Genomic DNA, 19,507 nt, shown 5'->3' on the forward strand with positions numbered 1-19,507 from the left:
TTCGCCCTTGCGCCGGCTCCTACCTGCCCGACCCGGCTTCCCGGCCGGCGACAGCCCGGCGCCCCGGGGTCCAGACTCCCCTCAGTTTCTCTGTGTGCCAAGGGGTGCAACATGCTCAGAATCGCCCAAGAAGCACTGACGTTCGACGACGTTCTGCTCCTGCCCGCCCACTCCGATGTGCTGCCCAATGAGGTATCGCTGAAGACGCGCCTGACGCGCAACATCGAGCTGAACGTCCCGCTGCTGTCCTCCGCCATGGACACCGTCACCGAACACCGTCTGGCGATCACCATGGCCCAGGAAGGCGGCATAGGCATCCTGCACAAAAGCATGCCGGTGGACGATCAGGCCCGCCAGGTGCGCGCCGTCAAGAAATACGAGTCCGGCGTGGTCAAGGACCCGATCACCATCAGCCCCAACGCCACCGTGCGCGAGCTGATCAACCTCACCGACGCCCACAACATCTCCGGCGTGCCGGTGGTGGAAGGCCAGCAGGTGGTGGGCATCGTCACCAGCCGTGACACCCGCTTCATTACCGACTACGACCAGTCCGTGGCCGACATCATGACCGGCCGCGACCGCCTGGTAACGGTGCAAGAGGGCGCCAGCGCCGACGAAGTGCAGACCCTGCTGCACAAGCACCGCATCGAAAAGATCCTGGTGGTCAACGACGCCGGCGAGCTGCGCGGCATGATCACCGTCAAGGACATCGAAAAAGCCACCCGCTACCCCAACGCCTGTAAAGACAGCCAGGGCCGCCTGCGCGTCGGCGCGGCCGTGGGCACCGGCGGCGGCACCGAAGAGCGCGTCGCCGCGCTGGTGGAAGCGGGCGTGGACGTGATCGTGGTGGACACCGCCCACGGCCACAGCCAGGGCGTGCTCAACCGCGTCGCCTGGATCAAGAAGCACTTCCCGGACGTGGACGTGATCGGCGGCAACATCGCCACCGCCGAAGCCGCCATCGCGCTGATGGAAGCCGGCGCCGACGGCGTCAAAGTGGGCATCGGCCCGGGCTCCATCTGCACCACCCGCATCGTCGCCGGCATCGGCGTGCCGCAGATCACCGCCGTCTCCGAAGTGGCCGCCGCCCTCAAGGGCACCGACGTGCCGCTGATCTCCGACGGTGGCATCCGCTTCTCCGGCGACATCGCCAAGGCCGTCGCCGCCGGCGCCCACGCCATTATGATCGGCTCGCTGCTGGCCGGCACCGAAGAAGCCCCCGGCGAAGTGGAACTGTTCCAGGGCGGCTACTACAAAGCCTACCGCGGCATGGGCTCGCTGGGCGCCATGTCCGGCAAAACCGGCTCGTCCGACCGCTACTTCCAGGACGCCGCCGCCGGCATCGAAAAACTGGTGCCCGAAGGCATCGAAGGCCGGGTGCCCTACAAAGGCCCGATGAGCGCCATCGTCCACCAACTGATGGGCGGCCTGCGCGCCTCCATGGGCTACACCGGCTGCGCCAACATCGAAGAAATGCGCACCAAGCCCTACTTCGTGAAAGTCACCAACGCCGGCATGAAAGAAAGCCATGTGCACGACGTGACCATCACCAAGGAAGCGCCGAACTATCCCGTCGGGTAAGGCCTGGGTGGTGAGGCGGCTCCCTGGTGGGAGCGGGCCTCGCCCGCGAAAGGGCGGCGAAGCCGCCCGGCAGATATGCGAATCATCTTGGCCGGCTTGACGCCGGCCAAACTATTTTGCAGATCGCATGTGACAGCAATGCCGCTTCCTAGGTGCAATCACAGTCACTAAAAGCGGCTCAACTAAACAATGACCTTTTAAGCGCCGGGCGCCGCCTGGTGTGAAGCGGACAAAGCCATGCAAGACATCCACGCCCAACGCATCCTGATCCTCGACTTCGGCTCCCAGTACACCCAGCTGATCGCCCGCCGCGTGCGCGAAATCGGCGTCTACTGCGAAATCCGCGCCTTCGACGCCACCGCCGAAGACATCGCCGAGTTCGACCCCAAGGGCATCATCCTCTCCGGCGGCCCGGAATCCGTCACCGCCGCCGAGACCCCGCGGGCCCCGCAGGCGGCGTTCGAGCAGGGCGTGCCGGTGCTGGGCATCTGCTACGGCATGCAAACCATGGCCGAGCAACTGGGCGGCTCCGTGATCAGCAGCGACAAGCACGAATTCGGCTACGCCCGCGTCACCAAGGGTGAAGGCAACCGCCTGCTCGACGGCATCGTCGACCACGAAGAGGGCGGCCAGGAATTCCTCGACGTTTGGATGAGCCACGGCGACCGCGTCGGCAGCATCCCCGAAGGCTTCGTCGTTTCCGCCACCACCGACAGCTGCCCCATCGCCGCCATGGCCAACGACGAAAAGCGCTTCTACGGCATCCAGTTCCACCCGGAAGTCACCCACACCCTGCAAGGCGGGCGCATCCTTGAACGCTTCATCCGCGAGCTGTGCGACTGCGACGCCCTCTGGACCCCGGCCAAGATCATCGACGACGCCGTCGCCGCCATCAAAGAGCAAGTGGGCGACGACGAAGTCATCCTCGGCCTCTCCGGCGGCGTCGACTCCTCCGTGGTCGCCGCCCTGCTGCACAAAGCCATCGGCGACCAGCTCACCTGCGTGTTCGTCGACAACGGCCTGCTGCGCCACGGCGAAGGCGACCAGGTGATGGAAATGTTCGCCGACCACATGGGCGTGCGCGTCATCCGCGTCGACGCCGAAGACCACTTCCTCTCCCGCCTGGCCGGCGAAGCCGACCCGGAGAAGAAGCGCAAAATCATCGGTAACACCTTCATCGACATCTTCGACGCCGAAGCCGCCAAACTCAAAAACGCCCACTGGCTCGCCCAAGGCACCATCTACCCGGACGTGATCGAATCCGCCGCCTCCAAAACCGGCGGCGCCCACGTGATCAAATCCCACCACAACGTCGGCGGCCTCCCCGAGCACATGAAACTCAAGCTCGTCGAGCCCCTGCGTGAACTGTTCAAGGATGAAGTCCGCAAAATCGGCCTCGAGCTCGGCCTGCCCTACGACATGGTCTACCGCCACCCCTTCCCCGGCCCCGGCCTGGGCGTGCGCATCCTCGGCGAAGTAAAGAAAGAATACGCCGACACCCTGCGCCTGGCGGACCACATCTTCATCCAGGAACTGCACGCCGCCGGCCTCTACCACAAAACCAGCCAGGCCTTCGCCGTCTTCCTGCCGGTCAAATCCGTCGGCGTCGTCGGCGACGCCCGCCGCTACGAATACGTGGTGGCCCTGCGCGCCGTGGAGACCATCGACTTCATGACCGCCCGCTGGGCGCATTTGCCGTATGACTTCCTGGAGAAGGTCTCCAGCCGGATCATTAACGAGATTCCGGGGATCAGCCGGGTGACGTATGACATCTCGTCGAAGCCGCCGGCTACGATTGAGTGGGAGTAAGTAAGAGCTTCTGAGAGATCGGTACTTTAGGTTTGATTTTAGCTCAAAATAATGGTACTTATAAGTACCATTAAAGAAAAGGTCTATACAGTGAAAGAGCAATTTACAGTTCTTGACCTATTCTCGGGGGCGGGGGGAATGAGTTATGGATTTCATGCTTCCCCCAAATTCCGAGTAATTGGCGCGGCTGATGCCCAAAACGGTAAACCGAGTAGCGGTAAAGGTCGCTTGGAATGTAATAAAACCTATAAAGCCAATATTGGTATTGAGCCTTTAGAAGCAGATCTTTCGGAGGTGTCTCCTTATGAGATTGAAAATTATCTAATCGATACATCGGGTGTTGCCAACGTCGATGTTTTGATCTCTTGCGCTCCGTGTACAGGGTTTTCTCGTACCGTTAGAAAAAACTTGGTCGAGGATGACGCTCGCAACTCATTAGTTTCAAGAAGCGCAGACTTTGTTGCTCATTTTAGACCAAAGATATTTGTTATGGAAAACGTCGGCGAATTGCTTCGCGGAAAGTTTTCTCATCACTTTGAGTCTCTTACAAAAAAGCTGGAGAAATTAGGGTATTCCGTTTCTGCAGAAGTCCATACGTTGAGTGACTTTGGACTTCCTCAGACCCGGATTAGATCTCTCGTCATTGCGTGTAGGAACGAATTCACTTTAAGGACAATGTCTAACCTCTGGGCAGGTCGCGCCATAGCTAAAGACGCAATTACAGTTCGGCGTGCGATTGCTCACCTTCCGAGATTGGCTGCAGGAGCAATAGATCCCAGCGATCCTTGCCATATATCCCCAAATTTCTCTGAAAAGGGATTGGAGCGGCTATCCATGATTCCGCCAGACGGAGGATCATGGTTCGATCTTTTGGAGGTTTCAGGTGGGCTTGGTTATTTAATTCCTTCTATGCTCAAGTATGTGGAACAAGGCCGTGTGGGACCTCATCCTGACGTTTACGGGCGTCTTGCATGGGACCGGCCGGCTGTGACTATAAAAAGAGAATGTTCTCACACAGGAAATGGGCGTTACGCACACCCGGAACAGAACCGTCTGTGCACGGTGAGGGAACTTGGGATTCTGCAAGGCTTTCCAAATGACTACAGGTTTGAGGCTAGCTCTTTATCTAATATGTATAGACACGTCGGCGATGCTGTTCCACCATTAGTATCATTCCAGATTGCGGCCGTCGCCAAGTGGATACTTACCGGTAGGAAGCCTAGTCTTAAAGAGATTATTTTGCCGAAAACCCACCTATCCGTAGCCGATATTTCCTAGCAAGAAGGATTTAGCTTGCTTAAAGTTCGGACTGAGTTAGGTCTTTTAAAGGGATAATCCACTCTCCATGGAAAACGCAGCAGTCTTCAAGTAGATGCTCAATCGTTACTTTTTCCACGCTGCCGTCAATCCTTATTCTAAAAAGCTTCTTGTTGTTCTCATATACATCAGCTCGACTGCTTCCGTTTTTCGTGATTGGTGTAAAGTCGTCAGATGACAATTTTTCGACCAAAAGGAGTACCTTTTTAGGGACTTCTAAGAGCCGATATTGGTAACTATTTTCATGGTACTTTATAGCGCGTAAAACAATTATGCGTTCATACTTCTCTAAGTGAGGTACAACTCTCTTATGAAGACCTTCGACTATATCAACGGTTGAAGAGCACTCTCTGATCCAGCGGGCCTCCATAAGCTTCGATATTTTGATTCTGTTAGCCAATATGGATCTGGATGCTTCTGTCTTTAAAGAAAAGGGGATACCGTTAACAATGACGTCAGCGCCGGCATGAACTGAATTCTCTTGGATGTCGGCTACTTTCAAGTCTTTTCTAGATGATAACGCAAAAGTGTATTCAAACGTCTTTTTCTTTAGTGCATCGTTGTTGAGCGAGTGGTAGAGCTTCAAACGTGTTTCGAACTCACTGCAGAAGCGTTCAGAGCAAATGTCCGAATGAGGGCTAATCTTCGAGTAGACATTTTGTGCTAAAGATTGTGCGATCTCCTTTACTAAATGAGCTTGTTCACGATTAAGGCCGGTAAAGGCTTCTTTTAAAATATCGTATAGCTTTTCTTCGTTCATGAAGACCCTAAAAGATTTTCTGCCCTATTTAGTATCGCTGACATCTCTATAGACAACCCTTTTCCGATCCGCTCAAGGTTGTCTATTGCCAAGTTGCGTTCACCTCTTTCTATGCCGCCTATGTAGGTGCGATGCAGCCCCGTAAGCTCCGATAGGGCCTCTTGGCTCAAGCCGCGCTCCTTTCGAAGAGCTCTTATAGTTTGCCCGAGGGCTACTCGGAATTGTGTTTTCATTTTGCTATTATCATAAATTGATACTTATAGGACGACATACTATAAGTATCAATTTGGACCCATCCCCGAGGACAGAAGACTGTATGGTTGATGTGTTGAGTGCCAATCAAAGACGTAGATGTATGTCTCGCGTTGCGAGTTCCAACACTAATATTGAGCTTCAGGCTAGAAGAATGCTTCACCGAGATGGGTTTCGTTTTCGGGTTAACCGTCGAGACCTTCCAGGAAAGCCTGATATCGTTCTGCCCAAGTACAAGCATGTCGTTTTTGTTCATGGTTGCTTTTGGCATGGACATGACTGCAAAAGCGGTAAATTACCGACAACCAACACGGAGTTTTGGGAAGCAAAGATTTTGTCTAATAAAAAAAGGGACCATAGGGTGATAGGGGAGCTAGAGGCGGCGGGGTGGACGGTTAGCATCGTATGGGGTTGTGGCGTTGCGGAGGGTATATCTTCTGTAGAAGCGTTTCTGCGAGAAAAGTTATAAAAAGATGTAAGCTTTGAGGCTACTCAATAGTAGCAGCTCTATGCGATCTCTTTCGTTAAAGTAAGTCGCCTGCTCGCTCACCAGCCGGGTGACATTCAGATCGGAAAAGTCGTCTTCCCGATTGAGACCGCCAAACCGGGTATTCTCCTGGTCGGTTTGCTCGCCTCAGTAGGCAGGCCGGCGTCGCGGCAGAACTGCGGCAGTTGCCCTCGCCGATGGTCTCCCTCAATAGGCTGAAAAGCCGCGTGACCGGTGCGCTCGGTTTGTCTCGAGGGGGGGGGCGGAAACCACCGCCTCAATGTCTTGTAGCTCCTTTCCAGGTATGGGCTTAGCCATGATCGCATATGTTGCGCATTGGGGTTTATGCGCAATTTAAGCACGCCTATGCGCAGCTATCAATGTTATGCGCAGTTAATGTTGCGCATAGGCGATTGGCGAAAGGCCGCGAGTCCGCCGCAAGTGACGACGAACTCAAAGGCTTCTTGATGGCAACCACCACCGTTGGGATGAAGACTAAAGGCATATCTATGCAGTCCGGCATGCTGACCGTCGGCGCCCGCATCAACTCCTGGTGTGCGATGCGCTTGCGCCAATGGACCGCCCTCGTCCTCTGTGAACGCTTCACCCAGAGTTGCCGCCTCAAAGGCAGCCGGCAGGCAAGCGTCGGTAGCCTTTTGGAATGAGAGCCGGTCACGGTATCAGAAGGAGGCCTGCCCGTTTGAGTTTGTAAGTGGCTGACTTTTCTGGTTTTATTTTTGCACTAGGGCAATTCAAGGAAAGTGATATGATGCAGGCGCGTTCATTGGATATTTGCGCCTCGTCCTAATACCTGTTAGCGGTCAGCCTGAGCCTAGTTTTTAAGGAAGTCACATGAGAAAGCCGAGAATATTTATAGCCTCAGCGTTAGAAAGCCTCGATGTGGCTGATGCGTTCAACGTCAACCTTGATCATCAGGCTGAGGTCACCGTCTGGAAGCATGGGTTTAATCTCTCTCAAAATACGATTGATTCTCTGGTAAAAATGGCGGAGTCAGTGGATTTCGCCATTTTTATTTTTACTCCAGATGACATTGTAGAAATCCGAGACCAACAAAAACACATTGTCAGAGATAACGTAGTTTTTGAGCTTGGTCTGTTTGTAGGGACTTTAGGTAAAGAACGATGCTTTATCGTTAAGCCGCGAGACACTGACCTACATTTTCCGACAGATCTATTGGGCCTTACGCCCGCAGATTACAATGGCGGGAGATCAGACGGAAACTTAGAGGCAGCTGTAAATCACCCATGTGTACTGATTAAGAAGGAAGTAGCAAATTTAGGCTTGCTTTCGCAGGATCTAAATGTTCAGACAAAGCCTCGCCGAAAAGCGGGATACAATTACAAACTTGGTGACGTTGAACATCGTTTACTTGCGAAGGTGCTTGAAAGCTACGCAAGTTCTCCAGATGGTGTATCTGTATGGAGCGCGTTCAATGATCTAAAGAGAGTTGAGCAAGGAATACTGAGCTTGGCGGCGATTAAACTAGAGCGGGTGGGGTTCTTAGATAAGAGTATTGCTATAGACCACGAGTATAATGACTCTGAGTATTACGCATTTTCAATAACGGCTGACGGGATAGATTACCTGTTGGAGAATGAAGATTTGCTTCACAAAGCAAACGAGAAAATGGATGCAAAGGTTTCAGATGCGTTCGACGAAGATATTCCGTTCTAAGCTATACGCTAACAAGTGGCAGCAGCCGGAACGTTTTTCCGCTCCTGCGTCGCTCGAAAACGCCCGCTATGCCAAGCGTTATATGCCATAGGAGGAGTGGTGGAAACGACAAACATTGTTCGTAAACTATTTGACGGTGTTGTTCCTGAGAGAGCGTCAGAAATTGATTCTATCACGAATAAATATAGCCCCCAGTTTCGACTGGTCGGCGACCGAGAAGGGTTCAATTTAGATAATGGATTCTCCGCGATTCAGTACACCGGCAGATCAACACGTCAAATGTGGCTCTTTGGGTATGCGGGAAGGCAAGCGTTGCACTGTTATTCTTCGTTAATAGTTTCGCTGAAATCACGCGGCGACACTCTCGACATTAATGAAATCAATAAGATTCCAGATCAGGCGGCTGAAGACGATGCTTTCAAGACGATACTTGATTCCGTGAAGGAGCTAAACGCCGCATTTCACGAAGATGACTTTGAATGGCCTGTGGATGTACCGGAGCCCGAGAAAGGGAGGCCATCAGATGTGGAGCGCGCTGCAGTATATGATCTAACCTGCATGGCGACAGCATATGTGTTTTTGCATGAATTGAAACACGTTGTTTTTTATGTGGATGGAAATGCGCCCGGAGATTCGAAAGTCGAAGAATATCAATGCGATCAGTTTGCCAAGGAGATGATGATATCTAAAGTTGATCGGTACGCCGCCACCAGTGGGTATCCTGAGGAGAAGGTTAGGATGAAGCGTATGATGGGGATTGCTCTAGCATCCGCCTTTATCCTTTTCACAACAGGGAAAGGGCAGTTCGCTGGTTCAGATAGTCATCCACCTATTCACGGGCGTTGGTCGGCGACTGTGAAAGATGTCAATTTACCGGATGATGACTGGTTATGGTTATATTTTTCTTCACTCTCTCTTGCGTTGCTAAAATATTACTCAATAGCCGTCGAGCCGAAGGTCGTGAAGAACTTCAAGTCGCTATGCTTAGACCTAATTTCAGATCTTGAAAATGGCATATAATAAAGCAGCCAAACTCGCTCCCTTCGATCGCCGGACGCTCGCTGCTCGCGCCGTTTATGTCGCGCGTTAAATGTCAAGGTGACGAAACATGGACTTTCTGACAGTTGCGGCATTCGGAACTCTGGCTATCGCAGTGGAGGTTGTTGCGTGGTATTGGCTGAAAGAGCGTCTGTCTCGCTCGATAAAACACGAATACGACGTTGATATGGAAAAGCTCAGACATGATCTAGAGCTTGAACTCGACAAAAAGAAAAGGCTATGCGAGGGAAAGCTATCCAGTATAAAAAATATTTTCAGTACATTGATGAGAGCTCAGAGGCCGCGCGCAATGAGATATTCTTCGACCTTGGCGAAAAGAAGCTTGATATTATAATAAATCCGAGCGAGGAAAATACAATCGCGTACGTTCAATCAACTCTGATAAGCCAGAAGGATATTGGTGATCGATTTCTCAAATTTAAAACCGAGATTGATGGCTTGCGACTCGAAGCTGGTGACAATCTTTTGAGACTGCTCGATAGCTACACAGAAGCGTTGGAACAAGTGCAGAACGAGACCATTACGTTTATGGGATCCTTGAATCAGAACCCCGAACGGTTCGTGCGTGCAAATTCAGCTATCTCGAAGGAGATTACTGGGTTTATGCAGGCCTTGAGTTAGGCGTGGGTGATAAAGCTAAAGGGATCAAGGACGCGATTTTCTGGGAGATTCGAAGGGAGCTCGAGATTATTTAACCAGTGGCTGTTGGCGGACCTACGCTGCGCTCCGGCGCGCCGCGGAGCCAAGGGGTGGGCGATATGGATGTGATGGCTCTTACTGACATGATAAGTCTTCAAGAAAACTTGAGTGCGTTTGGTTATGTTTTGCTTAAGGGCTGGGAGCCAGAGCTCACAACGGAAGAAACCGCCGGCGCTCTCGGCATCTCCATCGACATCGCCACACGGTTGCCGAAGAGTGGTATTCCGAATGTTCAAACACTTACTCCCAAGAGTACGGATCTTGCACCTAAGAATCAGTATAGCGGCACATTTGGGCTTGGAGAGTTTCCTTTTCACTCAGACCTGGCGCACTGGTCGGTTCCGCCCCGTTATTTCATGCTTCGCTGCATCCAAGGATCGCCTACGGTGGCCACTCAACTCCTGCATATCGATAAAATAACCGAGGCGATTGATGTCAGCTTGCTGAGGAAGGCCGTGCTCCTTCCAAGAGCGCGTATGCCAAATGCACATTATTGTCTGTTGCCTCTCTCATTTCAGAGAGGTGAAGTCGCCGGGATCAGGTGGGATCCGCTATTTTTGAGGCCGTACAACGACGCGGCGGTGGCAGTTGGGCTCGCGCTAGATAACCAGCGTTGGGGAGAATTGCTGCGGTCCGTTGTTCTGGAAGAACCAGGTGATACATTAATTGTCGACAATTGGCGCATTCTGCATGGTCGGTCTGCTATCGATGCAAAGTCAACCGAACGGAAGTTAGAGCGCATCTATTTAGACGAGATTAAGGGGTATGATGATGAGTGCTACGGTCGCGAGTAATACATGGTCAGAGGACGCGTTGTTGGCGAAAGCGCAAGTCTACATGGGACAGATGGAAAATACTGTTGCGGATGACTGGCAGTTCGGCCTCTGGTCAGCGCTTTGTTTGGAGCTGCTTTCAAGGGCAGCGCTATCCCACATTTCGCCTGTGCTTCTCGCTGACCCTAAAAATTGGCGTAACCTGATGCATGCCCTTGGTAGCGCACCAACTGCGAAAAAATTCTCGCCCACATCCATACCAACTAAAGAGGTCCTTGCTCGGTTATCAGAGCTGTTGCCTGAATTTACTGATGAGCTTGCTGGGTTCTGCAATCAGCATGTCGAGCGAAGGAATGCTGAATTACATTCAGGCGAGGCTGTGTTCGCGGATATCGGTACTGCAGAGTGGCTGCCTAGATTCTATAAATCGGCAAAAACGCTGCTCGAATCAATGGGAAAAGACCTAGCTGATTTTACTTCAGATTCAAATAACGCAAACGAAATGATCGACTCTCTAGAGGACGCAGCAGCTAAGTCTGTTCAACAGGACATTAGCGCCCATTCAAAGGTTTGGTCTAACAAGGAGGATAAGGATAAGGAAACGGCGAGCACCCAAGCCGCTACTTGGGCAAGCCGACACAAAGGTCATCGCGTGGAGTGCCCCTCCTGCGGATCCCAAGCCCTACTTTACGGTACCGCGAGCGGGCCGGTGTCGACAAACGTTGGAGATGATGAGGTGGTGCAGAGGCAGACGATGCTGCCTTCTTCTTTCGAGTGTGTTGCCTGCGGTCTAAAGATAACAGGTTACTCAAAGTTGTCCGCATGCGGCTTGGGCAATGCTTTTTCAGAAAAAACGATTTATACCGCGGCCGAATTCTTCGACCTTTATACGGAAGACGATTTGGATGAAGCTAGGGCAGAGATGCCCGAATATGAGCCTGACTTCAACGAATACTAGGATGGTGTTCGTCCGCGTGAAGGTAAAAAAATGGCGGCGGCCTACAAGTCAGTCAATCGGACACTCCGCCACGACGTGGCTTCGCGCCCGTTACTTCAGCGTTACAAAGTGGGCAGGCTGGTCATGCCCCTTAGCCAGTTTGTCGTTTGAAGCTTTAACGATTCAGCAAAGCAGATTTGATTGCCTCCGCGCCTTTCCGATAACAGACCACTGCAAGCAGTTCGGAATCCACCCAAACGGCCCAGTAGCGGCTTCCACGATAGTGCCCAATCTCAATGTGCGGCTTGCGCTTTTTCATGATTCCCTCCATGAGCTTCAACGATACGTAAAGTCATCATAGAGCATGATCGCCGGGTGTGCTACTTATAGTGTGTAGATTTATAGTCATCCATAAGAAAAATTTGAAATATGACTACTCACATTAATGACGCACAGAAACAGCTGGGTTCCGTGATCCGCGAGCGTAGACGCGCTGCCGGTATTTCCCAGGAGGCCTTCGCCACTGAGGTCGGCATTCATCGCACCTACATTGGCGCGGTGGAGCGAGGTGAACGCAACGTTTCCCTGGCGAACATTCTGCGTATCGCCAGGGCGTTGAACGTCTCTGCTGCGCAATTGTTTGATGAGGCCGGCCTTTAGTTCGTACACAATTCGAATACTTCCTCTCCAGGCTCCCCGGTTCGCCACCCACCAGGAGACAACCATGATCATCTCCTCCACCCACGATTACCGCCTCGCCGCCAAGCGCCGCTTGCCGCCGTTCCTGTTCCACTACATCGACGGGGGCGCGTACGACGAGCACACCCTGGCGCGCAATGTGGCGGATCTGCGTGCTCTGGCGTTGCGGCAGCGGGTGTTGAAGGAGGTGGGGGAGGTGGATCTGTCGGCGCGGCTGTTCGGGGAGGCGGTGAGCCTGCCGGTGGCGTTGGCGCCGGTGGGGCTCACCGGGATGTACGCTCGGCGGGGCGAGGTGCAGGCGGCGCGGGCGGCGGCGTCGCGGGGCGTGCCGTTTACGTTGTCGTCGGTGTCGGTGTGCCCCATCGAGGAGGTGCAGCCGGCTCTGACGCGGCCGATGTGGTTTCAGTTGTATGTGCTGCGCGACCGCGGTTTCATGAAGAACGCGCTGGAGCGGGCCTGGGCGGCGGGGGTGCGGACCCTGGTGTTCACGGTGGATATGCCGGTGCCGGGGGCGCGCTATCGCGATCGGCATTCGGGGATGTCCGGGCCCTTCGCGGCCTGGCGGCGGATGCTGCAGGCGGTGACGCACCCGCGCTGGGCGTGGGACGTGGGCCTGCGCGGGCGGCCGCATGATCTGGGCAATGTGTCGGCCTATCTGGGCCATCGCATCCACCTGGAGGATTACATCGGCTGGCTGGGCGAGAACTTCGATCCGGCCATCGGCTGGCGGGATCTGGAATGGATTCGGGAGTTCTGGAAGGGCTCGATGGTGCTCAAGGGCATTCTCGACCCGGAGGACGCCCGCGAGGCGGCGCGCTTCGGCGCGGACGGCATCGTGGTCTCCAACCACGGCGGGCGCCAGCTCGACGGCGTGCTGTCCTCCGCCCGGGCCCTGCCGGCCATCGCCGACGCCGTGCAGGGCGACCTGACGATCCTGGCGGATTCCGGCGTCCGCTCCGGCCTGGACGTGGTGCGCCTGCTCGCCCTGGGCGCGGACGGCGTGCTGCTGGGCCGCCCCTTCGTCTACGCCCTCGCCGCCGCCGGCGAGCAGGGCGTGGCCCACCTGCTGGATCTGATCGCCAGCGAGATGAAGGTGGCGATGACGCTCACCGGGGCGCGGGCGGTTGGGGAGATTTCTAGGGAGAGCCTGGTGCGGGCCTGACGCCGGTAGCGAGCGGGTTTGGCACGCCTGCTTGACACAAACTAGAGAATAACTACATTGTAATGCATGAGCCATCTGGAATTTGAATGGGACCCGCGAAAGGAAGCGTCCAATCAGCGCAAGCACGGCGTCTCGTTTCAGGAAGCCAAAACGGCATTCACCGACGAGTTCGCCCGCGTGATTGGGGACCCGGACCATTCTAATGAGGAGGACCGGTTCATCCTTCTCGGCACGAGCATCCATTCGCGCCTGTTGGTGGTCTGCCATTGCGTCCGAGAGGCGGACACCATCCGCATCATCTCTGCCCGTAAGGCGAACAGGCGCGAGCGAACCACCTATGAGGAATACCGCCATGCGTGACGACTACGATTTTTCCAAGTCCACCAAGAATCCCTACGCCAAGAAGCTCAAGAAGCAGGTCACGATCCGCTTGGACGAAGACACTATCGACTACTTCAAGGATCTGGCGGAGAAGAAGGATCTGCCGTATCAGAGCCTGATCAACCTTTATCTGCGGGACTGCGCTCAGTCCCATAAGGATCTTAAGATCGAGTGGCAATAGGCCCAGCAGCGCGAGAGGTTGCTTAATAGAATGGATTCACAGCATGTTGCGGACGAGACGGTAAACGCGTTAATTGAGCTCGGGCGACAGCTTCGAGACCAGGTAAACTTGTTTAGGATACAGGTGCAGTTAAAAAGCTCCGACCTCGACGATCGCCTCGACTCTGCTCTTTTTGCGATGTCTCACTTGTTTTACTCAGGCGCTGTCGCTGAAAACCAGATCGAAAATGCCATAAGTTATCAAAAGCTACCGAAAGCCATCACCAAGCGTGACGCCTTTACCTACTATGATGAGATAGCAACGCTTCGCGCGTGGGAGGGTGCCTCGTTTGATTATACGCGAAATATAATTGGCTCCCTCGCTTTTCTTGTGGCTGCTCTTTTTTTCTTTGAGAGTTTTACTAAGCTTGTGATTAAGCGGCTTGGGAAAGAGCCTCCATACAATGCAGGTAAGCTGGTTGCCTGGCTTGACGATAACACAACTATTTCCTCTGAAAGCCTTGGTGCGATTCGCTTTCTTAATCATTATCGGAATGCATGGCATGCGCTTGGTGTGTATGAAGGAAAGAGCCCGGTGAGGTGGGGCACGCTCACGCTCACCCCCGGTGCGCATATTCCGACGCCCACCCGAATTCAAAGCATGGATCTGTTGGGGGAGCTTGTCGCGGTGGTGCTGGCGGTAAACCGCCTTAGACCCTGAGGGCATGTTTTGCCGGAATGAGGTTTATCGGGATGCTGGCTTGGCTGACTTGGACCATATGATAGATGATCTAGAGAACCTATTCCGCAATGCTTTCTCCCGGTATCTCGAGCGTCGCCGTGGCGCGCGCTTCCAGCCGTCTTATGCATACCTTTCTTATGACTTCTCTGCTATCGGTGGTGTTAAGTGGCACATGTGGGGCGGTGCTATGGTTCAGGACGAGGTGCGTGAATTAACTAATATTCTAAACCATTGGCATGAAGCTTTACATAAATGGCAGGCCTGGAACGACGTTATAGAGCACTATGGCGAAAGTGCCAAATGGGAACTGCGGGAAGAATTCCTTCTGGCACTCGCTCATCAATGTATGCTTAGGCCTAGCTCGGTCCGCGATACGATGGGTGCTGTCGCGACAAATGCCATGCACCAAGTTAGGTTAGCATCAGAATCTGGTTATAAAGACTATCTGGAAGGGGAGCCAAAAAGGTTTGATAAGCGCGTGAGGTACTTGTCTCGCCATAAGAAAGAGAGGCGCTTAGAGAAGCTAGTGTCCCAATGGCCGGAAGGCGAAGGGTTTATGACTTCATTGCGAGAGATTGATAGTCCGGAGTATCGGACTAACACATCTGATTATCGCAACCGAAACAGTCATTTTATCGGTCCTCGGTTGGCGATTGGTGTTACGCATAAGGTGGTTCGTTCAGTTGTTCAATCCACTGAACTAGTGAAGCAGGATGGCGGAACTTATATATCTACACCGATGCCTGGGGAGTGGACGGTGGCATACGGGTTTGGCGGCACCCCTGCGCTTGATATGGAGGAGGCGCGCATTATGAATCTGCAGCAATATCTGAATGCGAGGTCGTGTTATAAAAAATACTGGCGGTTGTTAGAAGCAGGTATGGCTTCGATGGCTTGCTCAGAATGAAGCTGTTTGGCGGGATCTGGAATGAATTCGTGAGTCCTGGAAAGGCTGGATGGTGCTCAAGGGCATTCTCGACCCGGAGGACGCCCGCGAGGCGGTGCGGTTCGGCGCGGACGGCATCGTCGTCTCCAGCCACGGCGGGCGCCAGCTCGATGGCGTGCTCTCCTCGGCCCGGGCCCTGCCGGCCATCGCCGACGCCGTGCGGGGCGACCTGACGATCCTGGCGGATTCCGGCGTCCGCTCCGGCCTGGACGTGGTGCGCATGCTCGCCCTGGGCGCCGATGGCGTGCTGCTCGGCCGCCCCTTCGTCTACGCCCTCGCCGCCGCCGGCGAGCAGGGCGTGGCCCACCTGCTGGACCTGATCGCCAGCGAGATGAAGGTGGCGATGACGTTGACCGGGGCACGGGCGATTGGGGCGATTTCGAGGGAGAGTTTGGTCACGGCGCATTCCCGTTAACCCGGTTGCTCGATTACCATTAAAGAGAGGTGGTTAACATGACGATTTCCAATACCGCCGGCATCCAGCGTAAGCCAACGCATCCCGGCGAAATGCTGAGAGAGGACTTCGTTCCGGACTATGGGCTGACGGTGGCGCAGCTTGCTGAGCGTTTGGGTGTTTCGCGGCAGTCGGTGAATGAACTGTTGCGCGAGCGCCGCGCTGTCAGCCCGGAGATGGCGCTGCGGCTCGGTCGTTTGTTCGGCAATTCACCGGAGTTCTGGCTTAACGCGCAGCGCGCGGTGGATTTATGGGCCGCGTCGCAATCCGCTAAGGATGAGGTGTCGCGGATTACGCCGTTGGACGCCGCTTAGCGCTTGAGCCAGCGGGCGCTGAGCCAACTTTTAACGTTACGGGGAACCACCATGTCCGACTTCCAGCGCCTCAGCGACAAAGCGCGCGCCTTCGCCGAGGCACGCGACTGGGACAAGTTCCATTCGCCCAAGAACCTGACCATGGCGCTGGGTGGCGAGGTGTCCGAGTTGTTGGACCTGTTCCAGTGGCTGACGGAGGCGCAGTCCTACGAGCTGACGCCGGAGCAGCATCGCGCGGCCGCCCATGAGATCGCCGATGTGCAGATTTACCTGTTGCGACTGGCGGACAAGCTGGGCGTGGATATCCCGAAAGCCGTGGAAGAGAAGATGGCCATTAACGAAGCCCGTTATCCCGCCGACCAGGCGCGCGGTTCGGCGCGTAAGTACACGGCCTACCAGAACAAGGACGACAACGGTTCATGATTGTTTATACCGCTAAGAAGAAGACGTTCATTGAAGACGTCCGCCTGAATCGCATTCATGAAAAGATTCTGCTCGAATTCCGGCGTCGGCTGTCACGCTCGGTGGCGGCCAAGGAGGTGGATTCCTGGCGCCACTCGCTTCAGTTCATGTCCAACCTGATGCTGGACCAGGCGATTCCGGATGACGCCGGCGTTTCCCTGGAATACCACATCCCGCTGACCAGTAAGCGCATCGACTTCATTCTCAGCGGCGCCAACGCGCAGCGCGAAGAAACCGCCGTGATCGTCGAGCTCAAGCAGTGGCAGCAGGCCGAGCCGTTGCAGAAGGACGGTATTATTCGCACGACGCTGGGCGGCGGCTGGCGCGAGACCAGCCACCCGTCTTATCAGGCGTGGACCTACGCGAGCCTGATCGAAGACTACAACGAAACCGTTCGCGCCGAGTCCATTCGCCTGGTGCCCTGTGCCTACCTGCACAATATGGACGACGGCAGTGCGGTGAACGATCCGGTGTACGCGCCCCACACGAGCCGGGCGCCAGTGTTTATTTCCCGGGACGCCGAACGTCTGGCCGATTTTCTGAAGCAGCATGTGCGCTATGGCGATGAGCGCGATCTCCTTTACCGGATTGAGAATGGCCGCATTCGCCCGTCGCGCAGCCTGGCGGATGCGGTGCTAACCATGCTTCAGGGAAACGACGCCTTCGTTATGATCGACGATCAGAAGGTGGCGTTCGAGACCGCCCTGGAGCTGGCTCACCGAGCGCAACAGGGTAAGCGGCAGGTGCTGATCGTTGAGGGAGGCCCGGGTACCGGGAAGTCCGTGCTGGCCATCAACCTGCTGGCACGCCTTACCGACCGCGATATGGCCACCCAATACGTCTCTCGGAACGCGGCGCCCCGGGCGGTGTACGAGGCCCAGCTCACCGGCTCGTTCAAGAAGAGCCGCATCAGCAATATGTTCCGTGGCTCCGGGTCGTTTATGGACGCCGCGCCGGACAGCTTCGGGGCGTTGCTGGTGGATGAGGCGCACCGCCTGAATGAGAAAAGCGGCCTGTACGGCAACCAGGGCGAGCATCAGATCAAGGAAATCATGCAGGCGGCGCGGCTGTCGGTGTTCTTCGTGGACGAGGCGCAGCGCGTCACCCTGAAAGACGTGGGCTCGCGGGCGGAGATTCGGCGCTGGGCGGAACGACTGGGCGCCGAGGTTACGGAGCTGGGCCTCGCCTCGCAGTTCCGCTGCGGCGGCTCGGACGGCTATCTGGCGTTCGTCGACCAGTTGCTGCAAATCCGCGATACCGCCAACGATGACCTCGAGTCCGTGGACTACGACATCCAGGTGGTGGACTCGCCGCAGGCGCTGCGCCAGGCGATCGTGTCGCGCAACGCCAACAACCGCGCACGGATGGTGGCCGGCTATTGCTGGGACTGGAAGAGCAAGAAAGACGCCAGCGCCATGGATATCGAACTGCCGGAGCACGATTTCGCCGCGCAGTGGAACCTGACCCGGGACGGCAGCCTGTGGGCCCTGGCGGAGCACTCGGTGGAGCAGATCGGCTGTATCCACACCATCCAGGGCCTCGAACTGGATTATGTGGGCGTGATCATCGGCCCGGACCTGATCGTGCGCGACGGCGAGATCCAGACCGATGGTCGCAAGCGATCATCCATGGACCGTTCGGTGCGGGGCATCCGGAAGCTCTATAAAGAGGACCCGGAGACGGCGAAGCGCGAAGCCGACGAGATCATCAAGAACACCTACCGCACGCTGATGACCCGGGGCATGAAAGGCTGCTTTGTGTTCTGTACCGACCCGGAGACCAACGCCTGGTTCCGGGAGCAGATACAGACGCCTTCCGCTAACCCGGTGATGCGGGCGGCGGACTACGAGGCCCTGCCGTACCCGCTGCTGGATCCGGAGGAGGTGGTGCCGTTCGAAAACGCCCTGCCGGTGTATGACCTGGCCGTGGCCGCCGGCGAATTCAGCGACCCGCAGGCGGTGGAAGACTGTGACTGGATGCAGCTGCCGGACTGGCTGAAGGCGGAGCCGGGCCATTTCGTCACCCGCGTGGTGGGCGAATCCATGAATCAGCGCATTCCCAGCGGCACCTGGTGCGTGTTCCGCGCCAACCCCGCCGGCACCCGTGAAGGCAAAATCGTGCTGGTGTCCCACCGCGACATTCAGGACGCCGACACCGGCGGGCGCTACACCGTGAAGCGCTACCACAGCGAGAAGTCAGAGGACGACGAGGGCCAGTGGTACCACACCCGCATCGTGCTGAAGCCGGAGAGCCGCCTGTTCGGCTACCGGAATATCGAGCTGACGGAAGACGTGGCGGAAGAACTGCGTATTGTTGGCGAGCTGGTCACGACTTTGGGTCAGTAGCTGTGTAACTGCCGTTTTACTGTCAGGCTTAGAGGGTTAATATGCAAATTGTTTGCCCGTATTGTTCGTCTAATAACAAAATTGAATATGCGGAAAATATCGCCTGTGAAGAGTGTAAAAAAACGCTTGCTGGTCATACGTATAAGCGATTTAAGAAGCCGTTCATTTCAGCAGCCACCGTACTGTTAATTGGAGGGTATGGCGCATATAAGATGGAAACTGGACTCATTGGAGAAGACAGATACCCTGTTGGCGTCGAATATGAATTAATTGATGGTTGTACCAATTCGTCTGGCAGCGTTATGAGCACTTATATGAGAACTAATAAAACGGAACTATGTATTTGTGCCCTCAAAGAGACGATGAGCGAGATGTCTTTCCAGGACATGAAGGAAAGCGAGTCAGGGTTCCTGGCTCGCTTTCGCAACAATATTACTAGTTGTAGTTAACTATGCCCGCTTGGGTGGGTTGTTC

General features: G+C 55.2%; 23 protein-coding genes and 1 pseudogene. 21 read left to right on the top strand and 3 right to left on the bottom strand.

Annotation, left to right across the window (positions count from 1 at the left end; translation table 11 throughout):
• Positions 1 to 111 precede the first annotated feature (111 nt).
• From guaB to ACMG4O_RS06965, 3 genes are all read left to right on the top strand, one after another.
• On the top strand, positions 112 to 1,581 hold the full coding sequence (gene guaB / locus ACMG4O_RS06955) for an IMP dehydrogenase (protein ID WP_414434719.1): 1,470 nt from the start codon (positions 112 to 114) through the stop codon (positions 1,579 to 1,581).
• A gap of 237 nt (positions 1,582 to 1,818) precedes the next feature.
• Positions 1,819 to 3,390 (top strand): glutamine-hydrolyzing GMP synthase, encoded by a 1,572-nt coding sequence (gene guaA, locus ACMG4O_RS06960; protein WP_414434720.1) that lies wholly within the window; start codon positions 1,819 to 1,821, stop codon positions 3,388 to 3,390.
• 51 nt (positions 3,391 to 3,441) lie between these two features.
• Complete coding sequence (locus ACMG4O_RS06965; protein ID WP_414434721.1) at positions 3,442 to 4,668, top strand: DNA cytosine methyltransferase; 1,227 nt, start codon at positions 3,442 to 3,444, stop codon at positions 4,666 to 4,668.
• Positions 4,669 to 4,687: 19 nt separating this feature from the next.
• On the opposite strand, the gene ACMG4O_RS06970 is transcribed toward ACMG4O_RS06965, so the two are convergent.
• Complete coding sequence (locus ACMG4O_RS06970; protein WP_414434722.1) at positions 4,688 to 5,467, bottom strand: hypothetical protein; 780 nt, start codon at positions 5,465 to 5,467, stop codon at positions 4,688 to 4,690.
• Positions 5,464 to 5,700, bottom strand: a complete 237-nt coding sequence (locus tag ACMG4O_RS06975) for a helix-turn-helix domain-containing protein (protein ID WP_414434723.1) — start codon at positions 5,698 to 5,700, stop codon at positions 5,464 to 5,466. Before ACMG4O_RS06975 ends, ACMG4O_RS06970 begins: the two co-directional genes overlap by 4 nt.
• A gap of 83 nt (positions 5,701 to 5,783) precedes the next feature.
• Between ACMG4O_RS06975 and ACMG4O_RS06980 the strand changes: the two genes are divergently transcribed.
• The 7 genes from ACMG4O_RS06980 to ACMG4O_RS07010 all read left to right on the top strand — a co-directional run bounded on the left by ACMG4O_RS06980 (position 5,784) and on the right by ACMG4O_RS07010 (position 11,390).
• On the top strand, positions 5,784 to 6,188 hold the full coding sequence (locus tag ACMG4O_RS06980; protein ID WP_414434724.1) for a very short patch repair endonuclease: 405 nt from the start codon (positions 5,784 to 5,786) through the stop codon (positions 6,186 to 6,188).
• A 344-nt stretch (positions 6,189 to 6,532) separates the two neighbouring features.
• A complete protein-coding gene (locus ACMG4O_RS06985; protein ID WP_414434725.1) occupies positions 6,533 to 6,871 on the top strand; it encodes a hypothetical protein in 339 nt (112 codons plus the stop codon).
• A gap of 187 nt (positions 6,872 to 7,058) precedes the next feature.
• Positions 7,059 to 7,901: a TIR domain-containing protein gene (locus ACMG4O_RS06990; protein WP_414434726.1), complete on the top strand. Its 843-nt coding sequence runs from the start codon at positions 7,059 to 7,061 to the stop codon at positions 7,899 to 7,901.
• A 99-nt stretch (positions 7,902 to 8,000) separates the two neighbouring features.
• Positions 8,001 to 8,921 (top strand): phage exclusion protein Lit family protein, encoded by a 921-nt coding sequence (locus ACMG4O_RS06995; protein ID WP_414434727.1) that lies wholly within the window; start codon positions 8,001 to 8,003, stop codon positions 8,919 to 8,921.
• A 258-nt stretch (positions 8,922 to 9,179) separates the two neighbouring features.
• Entirely contained in the window at positions 9,180 to 9,581 is a 402-nt protein-coding gene (locus ACMG4O_RS07000) for a hypothetical protein (RefSeq protein ID WP_414434728.1), read from the top strand.
• 137 nt (positions 9,582 to 9,718) lie between these two features.
• A complete protein-coding gene (locus ACMG4O_RS07005; protein WP_414434858.1) occupies positions 9,719 to 10,453 on the top strand; it encodes a TauD/TfdA family dioxygenase in 735 nt (244 codons plus the stop codon).
• 22 nt (positions 10,454 to 10,475) lie between these two features.
• The gene (locus ACMG4O_RS07010; RefSeq protein WP_414434729.1) at positions 10,476 to 11,390 is read left to right on the top strand and encodes a hypothetical protein; all 915 of its coding nucleotides are present in this window, start codon (positions 10,476 to 10,478) and stop codon (positions 11,388 to 11,390) included.
• Between the two features lie 154 nt (positions 11,391 to 11,544).
• On the opposite strand, the gene ACMG4O_RS07015 is transcribed toward ACMG4O_RS07010, so the two are convergent.
• Positions 11,545 to 11,688 carry a hypothetical protein gene (locus ACMG4O_RS07015; RefSeq protein WP_414434730.1) on the bottom strand — a complete coding sequence of 48 codons (144 nt, stop codon included), beginning with the start codon at positions 11,686 to 11,688 and terminating at the stop codon, positions 11,545 to 11,547.
• 110 nt (positions 11,689 to 11,798) lie between these two features.
• Between ACMG4O_RS07015 and ACMG4O_RS07020 the strand changes: the two genes are divergently transcribed.
• The 11 genes and pseudogenes from ACMG4O_RS07020 to ACMG4O_RS07070 all read left to right on the top strand — a co-directional run bounded on the left by ACMG4O_RS07020 (position 11,799) and on the right by ACMG4O_RS07070 (position 19,482).
• Positions 11,799 to 12,029 (top strand): helix-turn-helix domain-containing protein, encoded by a 231-nt coding sequence (locus tag ACMG4O_RS07020; RefSeq protein WP_414434731.1) that lies wholly within the window; start codon positions 11,799 to 11,801, stop codon positions 12,027 to 12,029.
• A 64-nt stretch (positions 12,030 to 12,093) separates the two neighbouring features.
• A complete protein-coding gene (gene lldD, locus ACMG4O_RS07025) occupies positions 12,094 to 13,230 on the top strand; it encodes an FMN-dependent L-lactate dehydrogenase LldD (RefSeq protein WP_414434732.1) in 1,137 nt (378 codons plus the stop codon).
• A 66-nt stretch (positions 13,231 to 13,296) separates the two neighbouring features.
• The gene (locus ACMG4O_RS07030) at positions 13,297 to 13,590 is read left to right on the top strand and encodes a BrnT family toxin (RefSeq protein WP_067608366.1); all 294 of its coding nucleotides are present in this window, start codon (positions 13,297 to 13,299) and stop codon (positions 13,588 to 13,590) included.
• Positions 13,583 to 13,792, top strand: a complete 210-nt coding sequence (locus ACMG4O_RS07035; RefSeq protein ID WP_067608363.1) for a BrnA antitoxin family protein — start codon at positions 13,583 to 13,585, stop codon at positions 13,790 to 13,792. Before ACMG4O_RS07030 ends, ACMG4O_RS07035 begins: the two co-directional genes overlap by 8 nt.
• Before the next feature lie 30 nt (positions 13,793 to 13,822).
• On the top strand, positions 13,823 to 14,491 hold the full coding sequence (locus ACMG4O_RS07040; RefSeq protein WP_414434733.1) for a hypothetical protein: 669 nt from the start codon (positions 13,823 to 13,825) through the stop codon (positions 14,489 to 14,491).
• Between the two features lie 40 nt (positions 14,492 to 14,531).
• Positions 14,532 to 15,419: a hypothetical protein gene (locus ACMG4O_RS07045; RefSeq protein WP_414434734.1), complete on the top strand. Its 888-nt coding sequence runs from the start codon at positions 14,532 to 14,534 to the stop codon at positions 15,417 to 15,419.
• Positions 15,394 to 15,873: pseudogene (locus ACMG4O_RS07050) on the top strand (alpha-hydroxy-acid oxidizing protein); the annotation flags it as partial. The gene ACMG4O_RS07045 and the pseudogene ACMG4O_RS07050, both read left to right, overlap by 26 nt.
• Before the next feature lie 38 nt (positions 15,874 to 15,911).
• Positions 15,912 to 16,226, top strand: a complete 315-nt coding sequence (locus ACMG4O_RS07055; protein ID WP_414434735.1) for a HigA family addiction module antitoxin — start codon at positions 15,912 to 15,914, stop codon at positions 16,224 to 16,226.
• 51 nt (positions 16,227 to 16,277) lie between these two features.
• Positions 16,278 to 16,649: a nucleotide pyrophosphohydrolase gene (locus ACMG4O_RS07060; RefSeq protein WP_414434736.1), complete on the top strand. Its 372-nt coding sequence runs from the start codon at positions 16,278 to 16,280 to the stop codon at positions 16,647 to 16,649.
• The gene (locus ACMG4O_RS07065; RefSeq protein WP_414434737.1) at positions 16,646 to 19,033 is read left to right on the top strand and encodes a DNA/RNA helicase domain-containing protein; all 2,388 of its coding nucleotides are present in this window, start codon (positions 16,646 to 16,648) and stop codon (positions 19,031 to 19,033) included. The genes ACMG4O_RS07060 and ACMG4O_RS07065 overlap by 4 nt, the downstream gene beginning before the upstream one ends.
• A 41-nt stretch (positions 19,034 to 19,074) precedes the next feature.
• Positions 19,075 to 19,482: a hypothetical protein gene (locus ACMG4O_RS07070; RefSeq protein ID WP_414434738.1), complete on the top strand. Its 408-nt coding sequence runs from the start codon at positions 19,075 to 19,077 to the stop codon at positions 19,480 to 19,482.
• The last annotated feature ends 25 nt before the right edge of the window (positions 19,483 to 19,507 follow it).

The organism is Alloalcanivorax venustensis (assembly GCF_047495515.1).
Lineage (GTDB): Bacteria > Pseudomonadota > Gammaproteobacteria > Pseudomonadales > Alcanivoracaceae > Alloalcanivorax > Alloalcanivorax venustensis.